At 47.4% G+C, this 18,776-nt stretch carries 23 protein-coding genes; 1 reads left to right on the top strand and 22 read right to left on the bottom strand.

The features are described from left to right. Positions 1-27: 27 nt before the first annotated feature. The 22 genes from argR to spoIIIAA form a co-directional block, all read right to left on the bottom strand. The gene (gene argR / locus MKZ12_RS19455) at positions 28-477 is read right to left on the bottom strand and encodes a transcriptional regulator ArgR (protein WP_017687604.1); all 450 of its coding nucleotides are present in this window, start codon (positions 475-477) and stop codon (positions 28-30) included. A gap of 84 nt (positions 478-561) precedes the next feature. Beyond that, a complete protein-coding gene (locus tag MKZ12_RS19460; RefSeq protein WP_339235455.1) occupies positions 562-1,047 on the bottom strand; it encodes a hypothetical protein in 486 nt (161 codons plus the stop codon). An 84-nt stretch (positions 1,048-1,131) separates the two neighbouring features. Further along, positions 1,132-1,977, bottom strand: a complete 846-nt coding sequence (locus tag MKZ12_RS19465; protein WP_339256201.1) for a TlyA family RNA methyltransferase — start codon at positions 1,975-1,977, stop codon at positions 1,132-1,134. Between the two features lie 22 nt (positions 1,978-1,999). After that, entirely contained in the window at positions 2,000-3,907 is a 1,908-nt protein-coding gene (dxs, locus tag MKZ12_RS19470) for a 1-deoxy-D-xylulose-5-phosphate synthase (protein WP_339256202.1), read from the bottom strand. Between the two features lie 283 nt (positions 3,908-4,190). Continuing rightward, a complete protein-coding gene (locus tag MKZ12_RS19475; protein ID WP_339235464.1) occupies positions 4,191-5,114 on the bottom strand; it encodes a polyprenyl synthetase family protein in 924 nt (307 codons plus the stop codon). Further along, positions 5,089-5,346 carry an exodeoxyribonuclease VII small subunit gene (gene xseB / locus MKZ12_RS19480; protein WP_017687599.1) on the bottom strand — a complete coding sequence of 86 codons (258 nt, stop codon included), beginning with the start codon at positions 5,344-5,346 and terminating at the stop codon, positions 5,089-5,091. The genes MKZ12_RS19475 and xseB overlap by 26 nt, the downstream gene beginning before the upstream one ends. Beyond that, entirely contained in the window at positions 5,336-6,700 is a 1,365-nt protein-coding gene (xseA, locus tag MKZ12_RS19485) for an exodeoxyribonuclease VII large subunit (protein WP_339256204.1), read from the bottom strand. The genes xseB and xseA overlap by 11 nt, the downstream gene beginning before the upstream one ends. A 10-nt stretch (positions 6,701-6,710) precedes the next feature. Beyond that, positions 6,711-7,568, bottom strand: coding sequence for a bifunctional methylenetetrahydrofolate dehydrogenase/methenyltetrahydrofolate cyclohydrolase FolD (gene folD, locus MKZ12_RS19490; protein ID WP_339235469.1), 858 nt, complete (start codon positions 7,566-7,568; stop codon positions 6,711-6,713). A 117-nt stretch (positions 7,569-7,685) separates the two neighbouring features. After that, on the bottom strand, positions 7,686-8,138 hold the full coding sequence (gene nusB / locus MKZ12_RS19495) for a transcription antitermination factor NusB (protein ID WP_017687596.1): 453 nt from the start codon (positions 8,136-8,138) through the stop codon (positions 7,686-7,688). A gap of 221 nt (positions 8,139-8,359) precedes the next feature. Continuing rightward, positions 8,360-8,593 (bottom strand): DUF2273 domain-containing protein, encoded by a 234-nt coding sequence (locus tag MKZ12_RS19500; protein ID WP_017687595.1) that lies wholly within the window; start codon positions 8,591-8,593, stop codon positions 8,360-8,362. A 14-nt stretch (positions 8,594-8,607) separates the two neighbouring features. Then, positions 8,608-9,147 carry an alkaline shock response membrane anchor protein AmaP gene (gene amaP / locus MKZ12_RS19505; protein WP_339235472.1) on the bottom strand — a complete coding sequence of 180 codons (540 nt, stop codon included), beginning with the start codon at positions 9,145-9,147 and terminating at the stop codon, positions 8,608-8,610. Positions 9,148-9,293: 146 nt separating this feature from the next. Then, entirely contained in the window at positions 9,294-9,704 is a 411-nt protein-coding gene (locus MKZ12_RS19510; protein WP_017687593.1) for an Asp23/Gls24 family envelope stress response protein, read from the bottom strand. A gap of 218 nt (positions 9,705-9,922) precedes the next feature. Next, positions 9,923-11,266: an acetyl-CoA carboxylase biotin carboxylase subunit gene (gene accC / locus MKZ12_RS19515; RefSeq protein WP_339235475.1), complete on the bottom strand. Its 1,344-nt coding sequence runs from the start codon at positions 11,264-11,266 to the stop codon at positions 9,923-9,925. A 55-nt stretch (positions 11,267-11,321) separates the two neighbouring features. Continuing rightward, positions 11,322-11,786 carry an acetyl-CoA carboxylase biotin carboxyl carrier protein gene (accB, locus tag MKZ12_RS19520; RefSeq protein WP_036614903.1) on the bottom strand — a complete coding sequence of 155 codons (465 nt, stop codon included), beginning with the start codon at positions 11,784-11,786 and terminating at the stop codon, positions 11,322-11,324. Positions 11,787-11,925: 139 nt separating this feature from the next. After that, complete coding sequence (locus MKZ12_RS19525; RefSeq protein ID WP_339256205.1) at positions 11,926-12,744, bottom strand: SpoIIIAH-like family protein; 819 nt, start codon at positions 12,742-12,744, stop codon at positions 11,926-11,928. A gap of 66 nt (positions 12,745-12,810) precedes the next feature. Next, the gene (spoIIIAG, locus tag MKZ12_RS19530) at positions 12,811-13,449 is read right to left on the bottom strand and encodes a stage III sporulation protein AG (RefSeq protein WP_017687589.1); all 639 of its coding nucleotides are present in this window, start codon (positions 13,447-13,449) and stop codon (positions 12,811-12,813) included. Positions 13,450-13,464: 15 nt separating this feature from the next. Continuing rightward, complete coding sequence (spoIIIAF, locus tag MKZ12_RS19535; RefSeq protein ID WP_339256206.1) at positions 13,465-14,295, bottom strand: stage III sporulation protein AF; 831 nt, start codon at positions 14,293-14,295, stop codon at positions 13,465-13,467. 31 nt (positions 14,296-14,326) lie between these two features. After that, the gene (gene spoIIIAE, locus MKZ12_RS19540) at positions 14,327-15,517 is read right to left on the bottom strand and encodes a stage III sporulation protein AE (RefSeq protein WP_339235484.1); all 1,191 of its coding nucleotides are present in this window, start codon (positions 15,515-15,517) and stop codon (positions 14,327-14,329) included. 19 nt (positions 15,518-15,536) lie between these two features. Continuing rightward, positions 15,537-15,926, bottom strand: a complete 390-nt coding sequence (gene spoIIIAD, locus MKZ12_RS19545; protein WP_017687586.1) for a stage III sporulation protein AD — start codon at positions 15,924-15,926, stop codon at positions 15,537-15,539. Positions 15,927-15,958: 32 nt separating this feature from the next. Then, positions 15,959-16,162, bottom strand: coding sequence for a stage III sporulation protein AC (gene spoIIIAC / locus MKZ12_RS19550; protein WP_017687585.1), 204 nt, complete (start codon positions 16,160-16,162; stop codon positions 15,959-15,961). A gap of 29 nt (positions 16,163-16,191) precedes the next feature. Beyond that, positions 16,192-16,710 carry a stage III sporulation protein SpoIIIAB gene (gene spoIIIAB / locus MKZ12_RS19555; protein ID WP_339256208.1) on the bottom strand — a complete coding sequence of 173 codons (519 nt, stop codon included), beginning with the start codon at positions 16,708-16,710 and terminating at the stop codon, positions 16,192-16,194. After that, on the bottom strand, positions 16,703-17,707 hold the full coding sequence (spoIIIAA, locus tag MKZ12_RS19560; RefSeq protein ID WP_339235487.1) for a stage III sporulation protein AA: 1,005 nt from the start codon (positions 17,705-17,707) through the stop codon (positions 16,703-16,705). Before spoIIIAA ends, spoIIIAB begins: the two co-directional genes overlap by 8 nt. 263 nt (positions 17,708-17,970) lie before the next feature. Between spoIIIAA and MKZ12_RS19565 the strand changes: the two genes are divergently transcribed. Beyond that, positions 17,971-18,720 carry a 2-phosphosulfolactate phosphatase gene (locus MKZ12_RS19565; RefSeq protein WP_339256210.1) on the top strand — a complete coding sequence of 250 codons (750 nt, stop codon included), beginning with the start codon at positions 17,971-17,973 and terminating at the stop codon, positions 18,718-18,720. Positions 18,721-18,776 lie beyond the last annotated feature (56 nt).

Raw genomic sequence — 18,776 nt, forward strand, 5'->3', positions numbered from 1 at the left:
TCAGATATTATGTTTTTGAATCATTCATTAAGCAATATAACCCATGATCCGCTCAATAACGGTCACGCTGTTTCCTTCAGTCCTGCAAATAATAAGAATGGTATCATCTCCACAGATTGTGCCCATGACTTCATTCCACTCAATATTATCAAGCAGCGCTGCAATGGAGTTGGCTGTTCCTGGCAGACATTTCATCACAACCAGGTTGTTCGTGTGATCAATGTGCAGGAAGTTGTCAACGAGTGCACGCTTCAATTTTTGAATCGGATTATATCGTTGATCTGTCGGCAAAGAATATTTATACCGTCCGTCATCCATCGGGATCTTGATTAACAGTAGTTCCTTGATATCCCGGGATACCGTCGCTTGAGTCACCTGAAAACCTGATTTCCGCAGTGCTTCAACCAAATCATCCTGAGTCTCGATTTCATTTTGACTAATGATTTCACGAATCTTGATGTGCCTTTGTCCTTTCATACATGCCTCCAGTTAAATGTATTGCAATAAAGCAGCAATTGTAACCCGCCGCAGACTTTGCCCTGCAATGTTTATTCTTTTATATTAGTCCAGATCATCCCCATCATAAACATCTTCCTGATAGTCCATGAGCCTGATTAACTTAATATCGGAATCCTCCAAGTCAACATACAGCAATCCTTCACAGCCAGGATATAACAACAGATAATTGAGAAAGCGATCCCTGAGCGCAGGGCCGGTCATTTCAAGTGGCTGTCTGCGACGTGATGTTTTCACCAGGTATCTGAGATCCTCACGTTCTGCAACATAATCGATAAATAATCTGCTGTAATAAACGGATTCATTGGCTTCAAAAGCCAGAGGGACTTTCATTTTGCCACCGATAACTTCGTAACCCTGTGCTTCAAGCAAATCCAATGCAGGAGAATCCTGAATCTTCACGTTCAGTTGCATTCCAGACAAGCTTACCGGTATCGGTCGGTTTACCCAATTACGCAAGCCGAAGAACAACCACAAGATCAAACAGACAGCAAGTACACCTATAACGATTGTGTCATATTGACCATCCATTATCGCTCACCTCGAAGACATATTCGAGGTTCATTCCCGATTTCCCTTTACACCAATCATCTTTCCAGCGAAAAGAAACCCATCTTATGATGAGTTTCCCGTAAATGTATGAGCTGCTTCCTTGGCAACTTGCTCCGCAAGTGCATCAAGTGAAGCTGGATCGTTCTCTGGTTGTGATGCATCTGGTTCTTCCAGACGCCAATGTGCGAGAAATTCTATATTCCCTTCTCCACCGGTTATCGGGGAAAAAGTTAAACTCTTCAGATGCAAACCAAGTTGACTGGCAAAATGAAGCATCGTCTGCAATACATCCTTGTGCACCTTCGTATCACGTACCACCCCGGACTTGCCTACTTTTTCACGTCCTGCCTCAAATTGAGGTTTGATCAATGCAACGATATCTGCAGGTTGTCTCAGCAGAGCCAGAAGTGGCGGTAATATGATTCGCAGTGAAATGAACGACACATCAATGCTCGCAAAGTTCGGCACTGGTCCCATCAGATCTTCAGGAGTGACATAGCGAAAGTTGGTTCGTTCCATAACCGTCACCCGCTCATCATTACGCAAAGACCAGTCAAGCTGATTATAACCCACATCAATAGCGTAAACGTGAGACGCACCATGCTGTAGTGCACAATCCGTAAATCCACCGGTGGATGAACCAATGTCGAGCATGACAAGTCCATTCATATCAAGGCCGAAATGACGGATCGCTTTTTCGAGCTTCAATCCGCCTCTGCCGACATAGGGATGTACCGAGCCTTTAACTTTCAGCTCGGCTTCCCTTGGAATTTTCATGCCCGCCTTTTCGATCGGCTCATTATTGGCATACACCAGTCCAGCCATGATTGCAGCTTTTGCCTTCTCTCGGCTTTCATAATAGCCCTGCTCAACCAGCAGAACATCAATTCGTTCTTTCGGGAGTGACATGTATTTCTCCTATCATGTAGATTTACGAAGGAAAACGTGTTTTGGGGATGCCGTAAGATGATTGAACGGCCATCTTGCGCAGCTCAGCACATACATTCTCCACGGTAAGACCCACTTCCTCACGTTGTTCCTTAATACTGCCATGCTCAATGAAGCGATCCGGAATCCCCATTAATTGTACATGAACATCATGCAGTCCCTGTTCTGCATAGAACTCCAGCACTGCACTACCCATGCTACCTGCTTGGGATGCTTCTTCAAGTACAATCAATTTGGTTCCGCGAACGGCCAGATCACGCAGCATCTGCTCGTCAAGAGGTTTGAGGAAGCGTGCGTTGATTACGCCTGCTGTGACACCTTCCCGCTTCACCATCTCCGCTGCTTCTTCAGCAAGCTGCACCATCGATCCTGAAGCGATGACAGCATATCCCTCCGATGGACGCAGTTGCTCCCATGATCCGATTGGAATCGGAACAAGTACATCATCCAGAGGTACACCGACCACATTGTTTCGTGGATAACGGTAAGCAATTGGACCTTCATTATAATCAAGCGCCGTTTTCATCATATGGCGCAATTCATTTTCGTCTTTTGGCATCATCAGCACGATATTCGGAATATGACGCATGAATGCCACATCGTATACCCCTTGATGTGTTTCCCCATCCGGTCCAACAAATCCGGCACGGTCAATGGCAAACATCACGTTGGCGTTATGTCGGCATATATCATGTACAATCTGATCATATGCACGTTGCATGAATGTGGAATACACCGCGAAGACCGGCTTCAAGCCTTCCATAGCGAGTGCAGCACACATGGTGGCCGCATGCTGTTCTGCAATCCCTACGTCAATCATGCGATCAGGAAATTCCTTACTAAAAGGAATGAGACCAGATCCCGTAGGCATTGCCGGAGTTACCGCTACAATCCGCTTATCCTGCTTCGCAAGATCAATCAGCGTTTGACCGAACACTTCTGTGTACATCGGTTTTCCGACTGCTTTCAGCACTTGTCCCGATTCAATTTTGTACGGAGAAATCCCGTGCCACTTGTGCGAATCGGCTTCTGCTGGCTGATAACCCTTACCTTTGGTTGTAAGTACATGGACCATGACTGGACCATCCACATTATCCGCCTGTTTAAAGGTTTCAATCAATTTGGGAATATCATGCCCATCAATCGGTCCCAAATATGTGAAGCCCAGTTCTTCAAAAAGAACACCTGGTACCATCATATATTTGACACTGTCTTTAATCCAGCTTGCCGATTTAGCCAAACGATCTCCAATAGCAGGAATTTTTTTAAGCATCCCCTCGACATCATCTTTTGCTTTCAGATAATGACGATCCGAACGAATTTTGCTCAAATATTTATGCATGGCCCCAACGTTTGGAGCAATGGACATTTCATTATCATTCAGAATAACCATCAGTTTTCTCTGCTCATGACCGATATGATTGAGAGCCTCAAAAGCCATACCACCTGTAAGCGCTCCATCACCAATCATCGCGATAACTTGGTTGTCCTCACCCTTCAGATCACGTGCAAGGGCCATCCCCATCGCAGCAGACAATGAAGTACTGCTGTGCCCGGCTTCCCATACATCATGTTCACTTTCGTTGCGTTTGACAAACCCGCACAGTCCGTTATGTTGACGCAATGTATCAAAGCGGTCCATACGTCCTGTCAGAACTTTGTGCACATAAGCCTGATGCCCTACATCAAAAATCATTTTGTCTGCCGGACTGTTATAGCAGTAATGCAGGGCTACCGTGAGCTCAACCACGCCTAAGTTAGGTGCGAGATGCCCCCCTGTAACGGACAGCTTCTCAATCAGAAACTGCCGGATCTCTGCCGACAAAAGGGCAAGATCATCCTGAGACATCGACTTTAGATCACTGGGTTGTTTAATTTGTGGAAGCAGCACGAGAATCTCCCCGCTTTCCTAGATTGTTTAGTTTATTGTTGTAAATCGATATATACATTATGAATCAAATAACATTAAATCATTATAACATAAAAGAATAAGAATCATAATTTCCTGCACTATACTCCCGATAACGAGCATTCTCGCCAGCAAGTTATTTAGAATTCTTCTCCATATGTATTCCCGCATCCACTCGGGACAGACTTATCCCATCCACTCGGAAAAAGGACATTACACTTATTACACGGTTATACAGGGTTTGAAACAGCGCATTTGTCAGAATCTAATGGTCTCGACTCATCAAATAATCTGCAATCTCCAGCAATCTCGATGCATCAGGTAACTCGGCTCTTTCAAGTGCATCTTTAGCAGATTGGGTAAGGGATTTTACTTCGTCTACAGAAGCCTCCATACCAATAAAATAAGGGTATGTTACCTTCTGCTGATTCACATCGCTTTGTGTTTTCTTGCCCATCTTCTGCTCGTCGCCCGTCAGGTCGAGAATATCATCCTGAATCTGGAACGCCAGGCCAAGATCACGGCCAAATACACGCAAGGCTTCCAATTGTCCTTCCGTTGCTCCACCAATTCGTGCTCCGGCAATGAGGGCAAAAACAATCAGGTCACCCGTTTTGTGCAGATGAATATATTGAAGCTGTGCAAGATCAGTCATGCCTTGTTCGCCTTCCATATCCGCAACCTGGCCGCCGACCATGCCTCTTGCTCCAGCGAGTTCGGACATGTCCTCCACGATAGACAGTAACGCATCTGCTGCCACACCACTACGGCGTCCAGCTTGAACAATGCTATAAAAAGCATGAGTTAGCAGTGCATCGCCTGCCAATATGGCTGTTGCTTCACCATAAACCTTATGATTCGTTAATTTTCCCCTGCGGTAATCATCATTATCCATAGCGGGCAGGTCGTCGTGGATCAGTGAATAGGTATGAACCATCTCCACGGCGCAGGCTACCGGCATTGCAGCTGTACGCTGTGCACCGAAGGCTTCCGCCGCAGCAACGACCAGAAGAGGACGAAGGCGTTTGCCTCCGGCCATAAGTGAATACTGCATCGCATCAGTCAGCGATTGGGGTACATCCCAGTGATCAGGAAGCGTCTGTTTCAACGCTTCTGTCACCTCAGCTGTGACCTCTTCGAGGTATGCTTGAAACGAAGGACGATTACTCATGGACTTCACCGCTCTCATCGTCAGCAGTTCCGAAAGGCTTCTTGCGAAGCTCTCCATCTTCTTCTACGATCATCTCGATCTTACGTTCCACTTGTTCCAGCTTCAGACCGCAAAGTTGCGAAAGTTTCATCCCGCGCTGAAATAGATCGATGGCCTGCTCCAACGGAACATCACCATGTTCAAGCTGACCTACGATGTCTTCCAATGCCGCCATTGCTTCTTCAAAATTCAATTCCGGTTCATTCGCCATGGGTATTGTCGTCCTCCTTCATTCCCCAAACCTGACAGTCCAGCTGTCCGTCTGTTAATTTAATCTTAATTGAATCTCCAGGCTGTACATCCTTCGTCGACTTGATCAACTGCTGTTCCTGCTCATCATAGACAAGACTGTATCCTCGAGACATGACTTTAAGCGGGCTAAGCGCATCCAGATGCCGCACAGATGATTTCCACTGTTGCTGCTTCGATCTGGTTATGGATCTGATCGCAAGTTCCAGTTGTCTGCGTGCTGCCGCATTCTCGCGGCGTGCTACATTGACCTGATCACGAGGATTGAATCGTTGCAGTGCCGCCCGAAGACGCTCCTGCTTCTCTCCAGTCCATTTCATACGCGTATCCACTGTTCTCAACAGCCGTTGATGCATCATATCCAGTCGTTCCGTGTGCTGCATCAAGGTACGTCTTGGATGAACAAGCACCGGCGAACGCTGTAATCTTGCGAGCCGTTCACGATTGTGGATAGCACGCTGACGCAAGCTGTGTTGTAACTGGCGCTGACGTTGTGCAATCTGATCCAGCAACTCAGCTCGATTAGGTACAGCCAGCTCCGCAGCAGCTGTTGGCGTCGCCGCACGCAGATCAGCCGCAAAATCCGCAATCGTAAAGTCCGTTTCGTGTCCAACTGCAGAAATAACAGGTATATCCGAAGCGACGATCGCTCTGGCCACTATCTCCTCGTTAAAAGCCCACAATTCCTCTAGTGAGCCGCCTCCACGTCCAACGATGAGTACGTCGGCTTCTCCCATCCGGTTCAAGTTGCCAATCGCCTTAACAATGGAAGGCGCAGCACCTTTGCCTTGAACCAGCACAGGATATAAAACCACTTTAGCAGATGGATACCTGCGCTGAAGTGTAATCATGATGTCCCGTACCGCTGCTCCCGTCGGTGAAGTAACAACACCTATGGTCTGTGGATAACGCGGGATCTCTCTTTTGCGCGAAGGTGAAAATAAGCCTTCATCCTCCAGCTTTTTCTTCAGTTGTTCGTAAGCCAGATACAGACTGCCGATCCCGTCCGGCTGCATATGAGTCGCGTAGAATTGATACTGCCCATCCCTTTCATACACCGAGACATTACCACGGGCAATAACCCTTGCACCCTCCTTCGGTACAAAGGGTAATCGCTGGTTATGGGAGGCAAACATAATCGACTTAATCCGGCTGTCCTTGTCCTTCAATGTAAAATACATATGGCCGCTGGAGTGATGTGTGAAATTGGATATCTCTCCGCGTAACCAAACGTCCGACAGGACCTGATCCGATTCCAGTTTCATCCGAATGTATCGGTTCAGGTCTTTGATGGAGTAGATCTTTTGATCTGCCACAGACAGAGCCCTAGGCCAATCCGTGAGCGCGCTTGGCAGCGATCAGTGTATTTTGCATCAGCATTGTGATTGTCATTGGACCAACACCACCAGGAACCGGTGTAATTGGACCAGATACTGCCTTCACGCTCTCAAAGTCTACATCTCCTGCCAGTTTGCCGTTCTCCAAACGGTTCATGCCGACATCGATGACCACAGCACCCGGTTTAACAAAATCAGCATCCACAAAGTTTGCACGACCGATAGCTACCACCAAAATATCAGCCTGACGCGTGATTTCTTTCATGTTTGCTGTGCGGGAGTGACACATGGTTACCGTTGCATTCTCGCGTTGGAGCAACAGCGATACCGGTTTGCCAACGATATTGCTTCTTCCGATAACTACTGCATGTTTACCAGACATTTCGAGTCCAGTACGCTTGATCAGTTCAATGACACCTGCTGGGGTACATGGAAGCAGACTATCGTCTCCAATCACGAGATTACCAACATTAACTGGATGGAATCCATCTACGTCTTTATCCACAGCAATCGCATCAATGACCGCTTTCTCTTCGATATGTTTCGGCAGTGGGAGTTGAACCAAAATTCCGTTAATGGATTGTTGATTGTTCAGCTTGTCCACCAGCGCGAGCAGATCTTCTTGGGATGTGTCTGCATCCAAACGATGCACTTCGGAGTAGAATCCGAGGTCATGACATGCTTTTTCTTTATTACGCACATATACTTGGGATGCCGGATCTTCCCCGACGAGCACAACAGCCAGACCAGGTACTACCCCCTGTTCGCTAAGCTGTTTTACTTCTGCTGTCATGCTTGCGCGGATCTCTTGGGATACTTCTTTACCGTTAATAATAGATGCTGTCATTGTACTCTCTCTCCCTTATGTGAATATAAAATTAGAGGTTGTTCAAAAAAACCGCTTTTGATTACGAGGAGCACTGAAAACCGGTCCTTTTGAACACGCACTATGGTTAATCATAACTTAAGACAATTTTGCTTTAATGGCATCCACTTCCTGAATCATGCGTCCAAGTACGCCATTGACAAACTTGCCGGATTCTTCTGTACCAAAATATTTGGACAGTTCGATCGCTTCATTGACAGATACCTTTGCCGGAATGTCATCACGGAACACCATTTCATACGTAGACAGTCGTAAAATCTGGCGATCTACACGCGAAAGACGGCTAATCTGCCAACCTTTCAAATAATCCACGAGCAATCCGTCGATGGCTTCCTTATTGTTCCAAGCTCCTTGTACAATCTCAGTAACATAAGTACGCATTACATCTGCATCGCGAATAACCACTTCGGTTTCATTATCTTCAGCAGCTTCATTGATCAACATGTTTACAGCTTCTGCTGCACCCACCTCATTCATTTCCATCTGATACAGACTTTGTACTGCAATTTCCCTTGCCAAACGTCTTTTCATGTCCTGCCTCCTGCAGCGCTCCTTCTGGAGCGTCATCATGCTTATTTTATAATCCATGCAACCATCTCATCAAGTCCTCAAGGGATTAGTCGATGGCTTCCACGGTATTGTTATTGTTATCTCTTTTCACAAAAAAACCTGCAATACGTCTCCTCCAAAAAACGGGCAACCTAAACTACAGCTCTATTTTCGGAAGAAACATATTGCAGGGTTCAGGTAGGTCATTTAAACGGACGCCAGCGATCGCCCAGCCATTGTCCCCACTCCCTCCAGGGAATGGACGAACCCAGCTTCGAATCGCTTCGTCTGCCTAACGTATAACCGATGAACACCAAGAGTGCAAAGAACAACATATCCCAAAAACCGATCCATACATAAAGAAATCCAAAAAAGATGCCGCCGATAATTCCGGTAATTCGGCCTCTATGACTATCCCAAATCTCTTTCCACAGCATCAGTGAAACTCACCTCATTCCACTCGACTCTTGTAGTTAGGCGACTGGGTTACATTGGCGATATACACCGTTACAAAAGAAACCGGGATGCCCGTGATCTCTTGTACATGATCATGTATCGCCTTTTGCAGATCAGAAGTCAGCGCAGGAATAGGTGTCTCACCATCCACTACCGCACGAATCATAATCTCCAGTCCTGACTCAACCACGCGTATGCGTGCCTTGACATCACGTACTCCCCGGAAACGGGAAGTTGCCTTCAAACAGAGATTCTCAATCGTCTCCATCGAAATCTGTACATCACCAAACTCCGTACGTTGATCTACAGACGGCAACGATGCACGCTCACGCCGAACCGAGATGTAGAAAAATCGCAAACTCAGGACAAACAAAATGGCTGCTGCAATAACCGATGCAACAATAACGTTTTGTTCCTGCTGATAATTCAATTCGTAAGGCAGCACACCGCTGATCAGAAGAATGACGGCTGCCGATATTGCTCCAACGCTTATGCTGTATATAAACAACAGAAGCCGATCCAGTATTTTAGCCACGAACTGCACAGCCTCCCTTGCTCACTAACATGACTTAACCTGTTCACTAGCAAAAATGAGATCGTCATCTAGCTTTCACTATAATGAAGACCTGTCCAAGACGGGGATAACCCCCGGCAGAATATGCCGGGGGAATCTGTCTTCTTTTATTTTACGCGCTGACTGTTCAGGTCGATCTCTTCCACTTTCTCGGTGCTCTTGAACTGAACGTCATGAATGTGCACATTCACTTCATTCACATTCAATCCTGTCATGTTCTCAATGGAACGTTTCACGTTCTGTTGAATCTCCGTAGCTACCTGTGGCAGACGGTATCCGTACTCGATAATTACGGAAACATCAACTGCAGCTTCACGTTGGCCCACTTCAACTTTAACACCTTTGGAAAGGTTTTTGCGGCCAAGCAATTCAGCAAATCCGCCAGCGAATCCGCCACTCATGCCTGCAACACCCTTTACTTCAAGGGTTGCCAATCCAGCAATCACTTCAATAACTTCAGGTGCGATTTGGATTTCACCGATATCCGTTCGTTCAAATTCAGTCGGTAGTGTACTCATAACTGTTCAACACACCTTTCGCGAGATAAGTTTGCGGCCATCCGTCAGGGCGCTGGACTCAGGTTAGATAACCTTCAGAACCCTTCCGGTCCGGCTTTACCGGAACTCCTGCAAACATCCGCGAGGTGCGGGCTTATCCTTTGCAGGAGACATGCGCTCTTATTATTACATACTATATCATTTGGGCTACATTATGACAAACAAGCCCAATATACCTATTAAATCTCGTTTTCCTCAAGAAATTTGATATCAAAGTCACCACGAATGAACGTTGGGTGCTCCAGCAATTTCTGATGGAAAGGAATGGTTGTAGATATGCCCTCAATCGCAAATTCCCCAAGTGCACGCTTCATCTTGGCAATCGCCTCTTCACGATTCGCTCCCCACACAATCAATTTTGCGATCATGGAGTCGTAGAAAGGTGAAATGGTATAACCAGGATACGCAGCACTATCTACACGAACGCCAGGTCCTCCCGGTGCAAGGTAGAATCCGATTTTGCCTGGTGATGGCATAAAGTTACGGTCCGGATCTTCTGCATTGATACGACATTCGATGGACCAGCCATTAATAACCACGTCTTCCTGACGGAATGAAAGTGGGTTGCCTTCCGCTACAGAGATCATCTCACGGATCAGATCCACGCCAGTAACCATCTCAGTTACCGGGTGCTCTACCTGAATACGCGTATTCATCTCCATGAAATAGAACTCGCCATTCGGGCTGAGCAGAAACTCCAATGTACCTGCTCCAGAGTAATCCACAGCAAGGGCAGCCCGTACCGCAGCTTCGCCCATAAGTGTACGCACATCTTCGGAGAGAATCGGACATGGAGCTTCTTCTACCAATTTCTGGCGGCGACGCTGAACCGAGCAATCACGCTCTCCCAAATGTGCTGCATTTCCGTGTTTATCAGCAATAATCTGAATTTCCACGTGTTTCATGCCTGTCAGGAATTTCTCCAGATACACACCTGCATTACCAAATGCCTTTTGTGCTTCCTGCTGAGCAGCCGTAATCTGCTTAATCAGCGTCTCTTCATCTTCGGCAATACGAATCCCCTTACCTCCGCCACCGGCAGTAGCTTTGATAATGATAGGATATCCGATATCTCTAGCAATCATGATGGCTTCTTCCATACTTTCAACGAGACCGTCTGATCCAGGAATAACAGGTACTCCTGCATCTTTCATCGTCTGTTTGGCAACAGCCTTGTCCCCCATTTTGGTAATGGCTTCGGGTGAAGGGCCGATGAATGTAATGTTGCAGGAACCACAGATTTCTGCAAAGTCAGCATTCTCCGCCAAAAAACCATAACCAGGGTGGATTGCATCACATTCCGTCAGGGTAGCTACACTCATCAGGTTGGTGAAGTTCAGATAACTGTCCTTGGACAGTGTCGGTCCGATACAGTAAGCCTCATCTGCAAGACGAACATGCAGAGAATCCTTGTCCGCTTCCGAATAGACGGCTACCGTTGAGATGCCGATTTCGCGGCAGGCACGAATAATACGTACCGCAATCTCTCCACGGTTCGCAATCAATATTTTTTGAAATTTCATTTCGTTTTGTCCTCCTTCGAAGCTCATGCGGTTAGCTGTTAACCAGCTATAACGGTCATTCCGGTTTCACCAGGAAAAGGGGCTGCCCATACTCGACCAGCTGTCCGTTCTCAACCAGCACTTCAACGATTTCTCCCTTGATGTCCGCATCAAGCTCGTTCATCAGCTTCATGGCTTCGATGATACATACCGTTGTTTTCTCAACAACTTTATCACCTGCGCTCACAAAAGGACCCGCTTCCGGCGAGGAAGCTCTGTAAAAAGTACCTACCATCGGAGATACAATTTTATGTAAATGACTTGTAGTATCGACCTGCGGTGCAGCTTCACTTACCACTGCTGCCGGCTGTACTTGCGGAGCAGCAATCATTTGCGGTTGCACAGCAGCTGCTTGAACATACTCCGTTTTGCCCGGTTTGCGGATCGATAACCGTGATCCTTCATTTTCAATTTCCAACTCTTGAACGGAACTTTCATCTACCAGTTTGATCAGTTCTTTAATCTCACTCAATTTAAACATTTCCATTATTCACTCCTTCGGCATCATGCCAGTCTCACTAGGACGGTCATATGGCTTTATGTATTATATCATAATCATTAAAAATGGAAAGAGCCCGAGAGTGGAACAAGCTCCCGGGATTGCTTTTCCATGATTTGGATTACTGCTCTGTGACGTATTGCACACTGATTTTGTTCTGTGAAACGGCTAATTCTTTCATCACCAGATCCACAATGGATACCGCCTGTTTTACATCCAGTTTGTCACTGAGGACCACCACTTTATACTTGTCGGAATCTTCTTGAACAATCGCATTGGCGAACTGTTGGGAGAGGGTCTCCTCAATGCCTGTGATTTTGGCTTCTTTTTCTTCCAAGGTACGGAGTTGCTCCGTTGCTTTGGCATTCTCTTCTGGTGTTTTACTCAAGTCGCCTGCCACAGTCATCAGTTCTTCATACTTGCGATTGTTGCTCTCTTCACGCTGCCATTGATAGTTCTGGAACTGGCTGCTCGCAGATGCTGCCGTATTCTGCTCTTCCATTTCCTTGAGGACTTCCTCATCAGTCTTGGTTGCAGTGCCCCCAGCCTGACCGTCTGTCTCCGGTGTGGTTGCTGCCCCTTTGTCGGTCTCTTTGCCTGCTTCACCCTTATTCTCTCCCGGTTCAACAGCAGGTGTTTTCTCTGTATTTCCAGCTTCTTTACCTTCCGTAGCCGCCGGTTCTTCCACAGCGCCAGCCGCACTTGGATCACTTTCAACTTCGCCGCTACTTACTACTTCATTCACAACCAATCCTTCTGTAGGATCAAGAATGCCTGCCGTCTCCTTCGCTTCCCCTTGCTTGATTCCATCGACTTGCTGACTGTCAGCCACCGGCGCGTTGATTGGACCGGAATCTTCAGTGAACAGATAATACGCGGACAAAATGACCATCAGACTCAGCATGGAAACGAGCCATACCGTTTGACGTTTGTTATTCATTAGAACTTCCTCCTCAAATTGGCTTCAATCTTATGAGAATTGAATCTTGTGATTCAACAAACCAAATTAGTCTTGTTTGCGCGGTACAACCGAGATCCGGTAGGCTGCCACATTCAGTCCTTTTTCTACAGCATCGGTTATCAGGTCCTTCACAACCTTATTCTCTGCACCCCTCGCAACCACAAGCACACCACGGATCTGCGGTTTGAGCTTTTTGGTCACTATGGGTGTCTGATCCCCTGATATTTCGTACGTAATAATCTCACCATCACGGGTATACTGCGTCATATGTCGTTTGCCCCCGCTGGCATCCGTTTCTTCGGTAAGTTGCTGAGAATCCTTAACGTTCCGCTGAACGACCAGTTCTTCTGTGGAGTCCACGGTAACCATCACATCAACCGTCCCCACACCAACGATGTTTTCCAACACACCTTTGATTTTGTCTTCAAATGCAATTTCGATCGCCTGAAAAGGATTCTGTTCCGACGGATCACTCTGTATGGATGCCATGGATGTTGCAGGGTCCGGTGGTTCCCGACCGATATTTTCGGAATCAATTTTTTTGACATTGACAAAGGAATTGAACAGCATGATTCCCACGCCGATCAAACCAAGGATAATCAGCCAGCGGAAGGTTTGACTCCGCCTTGCCCCACCCTCTCCGCCACCCATCCAGGTTTCCATCTTTTTGAACCATTGTTTCATCGGATACCCTCCTTCTCAGAGCACTTCAGCACTTTTCGGTTCTGTCACTTGAACTTTATTTGCATCAACATCCCACTTTTCAGTCAACAAGGTAATAATCTGCACTGCATGTTCAGACCTTGTGGATGTCTCACCTTGCTGCTTAGTTTCATCTGCTTGATCACGTATAACAGGCTCGGAAGACGCTTCATTTCCAGCACGCTGTCCTTTATTTACATCAATCTGTACATCAGGCACTTCAATCTGACCGATCTGGATGGGCTGCTGCATTTGAGATGACTCATCCTTGTCGGTTGCTGTGTCTGTACCGAATATGGGTTGTGTATTTACAGCGACTTCTTGCTGTGTAGCTTTCACTTCACTTCCTGCGTCCTCTCCTGCCATCTCAACCAACACACGCTGGATCACAGGCAGTTCGACGGATGAGGCAGCTTCCATCTCGGTTTCATATTTACTCATTGCTAGCTGTACCTCTACGGATCGAACCCTCGCTCCTGTAGTTTCTTCAATCTGGCCTTTCATGACATTAGCCAGTTCTTTTGCTGTCCATTGCAGGGATTGTTCCTGTTCACCCGCTTGCAGTCGTTTTCCCTGAGCCAAAATCTGTTCAAGTGTTGCATTCCCATCCGATGGAGCATCCATTGCCGACATTGCCCGTTTCAGTTCGCCAACCGGATCACTTTTGAGCAGCTTGGTTATGGGTGATAAAAGGGTCAGCAGGATGAGAAGGCTCAGCACAAGCTTGACGTAACGTTCCATGGATCGATTCGGCAATAGCATATCCACGAAAGTCGCCAGCAGAACGATCATAATCAATTCCTGGAGCCAGTTGCTCAGCCACCCCATCCTTTCCATCCCCTTTCTTGCCAGCATACATTCAGCGCATCATGACAGTCAGATTGCCCGCGGTCAGCAGGATGGTAATTGCCAGGAAAAACATCAGTCCGACGGCTGCGAGCGCCGCAAATACATAAATCATGCTCTTACCAATGGCCTGCAGGCATCCTACAATCGGGGTGTCTCCTAGCGGTTGCATGATGGCTCCCGTTACGTTGTATATCAAGGCAAGGGCCAGGATCTTGAGTGCCGGAAAGGCACATAGAAACAAAATGATGATCACCCCGGTGAGCCCAATTGCATTTTTCACCAGTAGAGAAGCTGTAATGACCGTATCTGTCGCATCCGCAAATGTTCTGCCCACAACAGGGACAAAGTTACCTGCGATGTACTTGGCGGCCTTCAGGCTGACTCCATCCGCTACGGAACCCGATGCCCCCTGAACCGAGATTACGCCCAAAAACATGGTCAACAGGATACCCAGCAATGCCACACTAATATTGCGCAGGAGGTCTGCCAGCTGTGTCAGCTTGTACTTGTCAGACAATGAACTGACGAGATGCAGAACAGCTGAGAAGAAGAGTAACGGGAATACCAGCAAGTGAATCAATGTACTCACCAGATGAATCATGAAAATGATGAGTGGATGGGTCACGGAGACGGTGATGACATTCCCCATGGACGCGAGCAGTGTGAATAACAAGGGAACCATGGCCATCATGAAGTTGATCATGCCGGTAATGGCATCCTTGGCGTATCCAATCGCCACACTGAAGCTGTTGATTGCAATGATGATGATGACCATATAACAGATGGAATAGGCGATTTTGCTAATATTATTTTTCTCAAATGCGGTCTGAAGGGTCTCCAGAATCATGCTGAGTACGCTTAACATCACAATCGTGACCAGAAGCTTGCCATTATATAAAATTTCATGCAGCATGAAGGTGCCTATGGCTACAAACACCGATTTCAGGCTGAACCCTTCATTGCCGGGGATTAACATATCCATGAAGGAAGGGGTCTTCCCATCCGGGAAGAAACCACCGTATTGTTGCATCAGTTGGTCCCAGTATTTCTCCACCTGATCCTTGGGAAGCTGATCCGCCTGTTGCTCCATCCACTCACCGGAAGGTGCACTTGCAGTCACCTGTCCCAGGACTCCGAACAGAAAACAGAGCATCAGCACAACCGTAAGGCGCCACTGCGGCTTATGATGCATTAATTTCATATAAGTCCGCACACCCCTTCTACACCGGCATCAGCTTCATGACGGTTTCGATAATAATGCTGATGATCGGTATAGCAAGTACAAGGATCAATACCTTACCGGCCAGTTCAATCTTGGACGCAATGCTCTCCTGACCTGCATCCCTGACAATCTGCGCTCCAAATTCAGCAATGTACGCTATGCCAATAATTTTCAGCACCGTTTTCAGATAGATACTTTCCATGCCTGAGTTCTCGGCAAGCCGCTTCAACACTTCGATGACTGCACCAATTTTGCCAATCAACAACATGAAGATGACAATGCCGGTCGCGGCTGCAATCAGAAAGGCAAACATCGGTTTCTGTTCCTTAATGACCAGAATGAGTACTGTTGCGATGAGCGCCAAACCTACAACTTGTATAATTTCCACAGGTCACCACCATCCGGCTTTATGACCGTTTTTCATTGAAAAAGAAATATCGATTTGATCTCTTGCAGCAGGCTGTCCAACATACGGACCACCATGAACAATACAACGACAAATCCGATTACGGTCACCCAGTGAGCCATATCTTCCTTTCCCATTTGTTTCAGTACCGTGTGAATCATGGCAATGATGATTCCGATACCCGCAATTTGAAAGATTGCGTTCACTTCTAGATTCATGACCTTGGCACCTCACTATCCCGGCTATTTCAGAAGATCAGAATGACGATTAACGCTCCGACAAGCATCCCGAGGCTTCGGCTCATTCGTTCATATTTCATTTGATCCGCCTGAGCACGGGATTCCTCATGCATTAGTTGTTGAATGGCTAACGATATATGTTTGGTCTGATCCTGACGGTCACTTGTGCCAAGGCTGAAGCTTAATTGCATCATGACCTCACGCTCGTCAGCCTTCATGGCTGATCTTCCCCATGCCACATCCACGCCTGACTGCAGACTTTCGCGGGCGGTGAGTCCATGGGGAGGTTCCATCTGTGTGGCTGCATGAAGGAACAGCGTCTTAACAGGTTCTTTGGTCTGGGCTCCCATCTTACTCATGGCATCGGGAAGTGGAGTGAGCCCATAGTTAATCTCCGTCATTAGTCGCTGGAGGGCCGCAATGAGTTCTCGCAACTGTCTCGGTCTTAATGCATACTGTCTGGCCTTGTAAAAACCGGCGAGGGTGCTGGCTAATAGAATGATTACCGCACCAAGCATGTTAACCAAATCCTTCACCTCCCGCCCCGCTCTGCTGCAACCCACGCATTTTGCCATCAGCCAGCCGAAAGGTCATGCCCCGGCTCGTCCGTTGCAGCTGGACATAACGTTGAAACATCTGCTCTGTAATTAAGGTTCTGAGGGCGGGTCTGGCCGACAGCTCCGACAGGTCACGGCCATGAGCAGTCGCGATCACAGAGACTCCTGCATGCAGGGCTTCCATCACCGCCTCAGCATCCTCCGGGCGACCGATCTCGTCCACAATCAGGACATCGGGCGACATGGATCGAAGCATCATCATCATGCCCTCAGCCTTCGGACAACCGTCCATCACATCAGTTCGGGGACCTACGTCGAAGCCAGGTACTCCTTTGTAGCTACCAGCGATTTCGGACCTTTCATCCACAATGCCTACTTTCAGACGTGGACGAATGCCTTGAACCAGTTCATTGCCCCCTGTAAGCTTTGTACCACTGCTAATTTGTCTCGCCAGATCTCGCAGCAACGTCGTTTTTCCTTGTTGTGGTGGTGACAGGATTAACGTGTGCAGGACCTGTCCGCTCTTCATGTCGAGAAGGTAAGGAAGGATACGATCAGCCACTCCATGTACCTCACGGGCTATCCGAACGTTAAACCCGTTGATGTCGCGCAAGTATTCAACACGCCCATCACTTAGTACCGTCCGGCCAGCAAGTCCGATTCGATGTCCGCCAGGTATGGTGATGAACCCTTTGCGCAGCTCCTCTTCCAATGTATAAAGTGAATGATTACTGATCAGATCCAGCAACCTGTGGGTCACTTCTTTCTGAGGGACATACGCTTCATCAGGATTCCCGGTCGGACAACCTTGAGGTGTCAGGAAGTGGTATGTGTTGTCTGCATTAATCTCCAGGGGTCTGCCTTCACGAATACGTACTTCCTCCACTTGTTCCAATAGAGCGGGTGGCATCCTTCCGAGAATGGTTCGGATCGGTTCCGGAAAAAGTTCCTTCCAGTTCACCTTCATGAGTAGGCTCCTCCAACCTTGAGATCATTTGGTTCACGCTTCTGGCGCTTGTTCATATCTCAAGTTTATGCCTGTACATTTAATTTATGACGCTGAAATCTATCAATTCTTCAGAATACGGTTGAGAGTTGAAAGCATAGACCCACCTTCTGTTCTAGGCACCCGTCTAGATGCGCATGCATACAATAATGGCAGATAGGTAAGTTCCATTCGGGTTCAAAACAGAACTACCGATCCCCAGATACAGAAAGGAGCTGTGGGGAGTGCGAGTCGATGTCATTGGCAATGTGAATGAAGTACGTACCATTGATATTGCAGGGCGAAGTGCAGTTGTCATTGATGTATTGTGTACGACCAGTACAATTGTTACGGCTCTGGCGTATGACGCTTCGGCTGTGATTGCCGTAGAGACGGTTCCACAAGCCAAACAAATGGAAGTGAAAGATTGCATTCGAGGCGGAGAGCGTTTTGACAAAAAAATCACCGGATTTGAGGTGGGGAATTCCCCCTATGAATATATGACCGCAGGCATTGCAGATAAAACCATTATTCTAACCACAACCGATGGAACCCGTGCTTTGATCAAAGCTTCCAAGGGGAAACATGTATTCGCTGGTTCATTCCTCAATGTGCAGGCTGTTGCAGCAGTTCTATGTGAACTTCAACGAGATGTATTGCTGTTATGTGCGGGGAACCAGGATGAATTTGCACTGGAGGACGCTTTATGTGCCGGATGTATCATCGATGAACTGCACCGTCAATCCTGTTCTCCCCTCCAACTAAACGATCTCGGCACAGTGCTTCATCAAGCCGTATCCCAAAAACAGGAGAGCATCCCGGATCTGGTGCAAAAATCGGTTAGCGGGCGGAGGCTTGAAAAGTTAGGCAGAGTTCATGATATATCGTATTGTTCTCAATTAAACCTGCTGGATTGCGTTCCCGAGATGGGGGAGGGGAACCGCATGCAACCTTATAGAGGCATACGTGGGGGGAAGATGTTCAAGTTAATGTGAGAATGGCGATGAGTAAAACAAAAAAAGGTGTACTGCTGCCCGTTGGCAACAGTACA

Origin of the sequence: Paenibacillus sp. FSL R5-0713, from assembly GCF_037973325.1 — a bacterium.
Classification (GTDB): domain Bacteria; phylum Bacillota; class Bacilli; order Paenibacillales; family Paenibacillaceae; genus Paenibacillus.

What these genes read in the sequence shown, in the direction of transcription:
- argR (WP_017687604.1), bottom strand. Translation starts at nt 477, where the DNA reads ATGAAAGGACAAAGGCACATCAAGATTCGTGAAATCATTAGTCAAAAT.
- MKZ12_RS19460 (WP_339235455.1), bottom strand. Translation starts at nt 1,047, where the DNA reads ATGGATGGTCAATATGACACAATCGTTATAGGTGTACTTGCTGTCTGT.
- MKZ12_RS19465 (WP_339256201.1), bottom strand. Translation starts at nt 1,977, where the DNA reads ATGTCACTCCCGAAAGAACGAATTGATGTTCTGCTGGTTGAGCAGGGC.
- MKZ12_RS19475 (WP_339235464.1), bottom strand. Translation starts at nt 5,114, where the DNA reads ATGAGAGCGGTGAAGTCCATGAGTAATCGTCCTTCGTTTCAAGCATAC.
- xseB (WP_017687599.1), bottom strand. Translation starts at nt 5,346, where the DNA reads ATGGCGAATGAACCGGAATTGAATTTTGAAGAAGCAATGGCGGCATTG.
- folD (WP_339235469.1), bottom strand. Translation starts at nt 7,568, where the DNA reads ATGACAGCATCTATTATTAACGGTAAAGAAGTATCCCAAGAGATCCGC.
- nusB (WP_017687596.1), bottom strand. Translation starts at nt 8,138, where the DNA reads ATGAAAAGACGTTTGGCAAGGGAAATTGCAGTACAAAGTCTGTATCAG.
- MKZ12_RS19500 (WP_017687595.1), bottom strand. Translation starts at nt 8,593, where the DNA reads ATGCTGTGGAAAGAGATTTGGGATAGTCATAGAGGCCGAATTACCGGA.
- MKZ12_RS19510 (WP_017687593.1), bottom strand. Translation starts at nt 9,704, where the DNA reads ATGAGTACACTACCGACTGAATTTGAACGAACGGATATCGGTGAAATC.
- accC (WP_339235475.1), bottom strand. Translation starts at nt 11,266, where the DNA reads ATGAAATTTCAAAAAATATTGATTGCGAACCGTGGAGAGATTGCGGTA.
- accB (WP_036614903.1), bottom strand. Translation starts at nt 11,786, where the DNA reads ATGTTTAAATTGAGTGAGATTAAAGAACTGATCAAACTGGTAGATGAA.
- MKZ12_RS19525 (WP_339256205.1), bottom strand. Translation starts at nt 12,744, where the DNA reads ATGAATAACAAACGTCAAACGGTATGGCTCGTTTCCATGCTGAGTCTG.
- spoIIIAG (WP_017687589.1), bottom strand. Translation starts at nt 13,449, where the DNA reads ATGAAACAATGGTTCAAAAAGATGGAAACCTGGATGGGTGGCGGAGAG.
- spoIIIAF (WP_339256206.1), bottom strand. Translation starts at nt 14,295, where the DNA reads ATGGGGTGGCTGAGCAACTGGCTCCAGGAATTGATTATGATCGTTCTG.
- spoIIIAE (WP_339235484.1), bottom strand. Translation starts at nt 15,517, where the DNA reads ATGAAATTAATGCATCATAAGCCGCAGTGGCGCCTTACGGTTGTGCTG.
- spoIIIAC (WP_017687585.1), bottom strand. Translation starts at nt 16,162, where the DNA reads ATGAATCTAGAAGTGAACGCAATCTTTCAAATTGCGGGTATCGGAATC.
- spoIIIAA (WP_339235487.1), bottom strand. Translation starts at nt 17,707, where the DNA reads ATGAAGGTGAACTGGAAGGAACTTTTTCCGGAACCGATCCGAACCATT.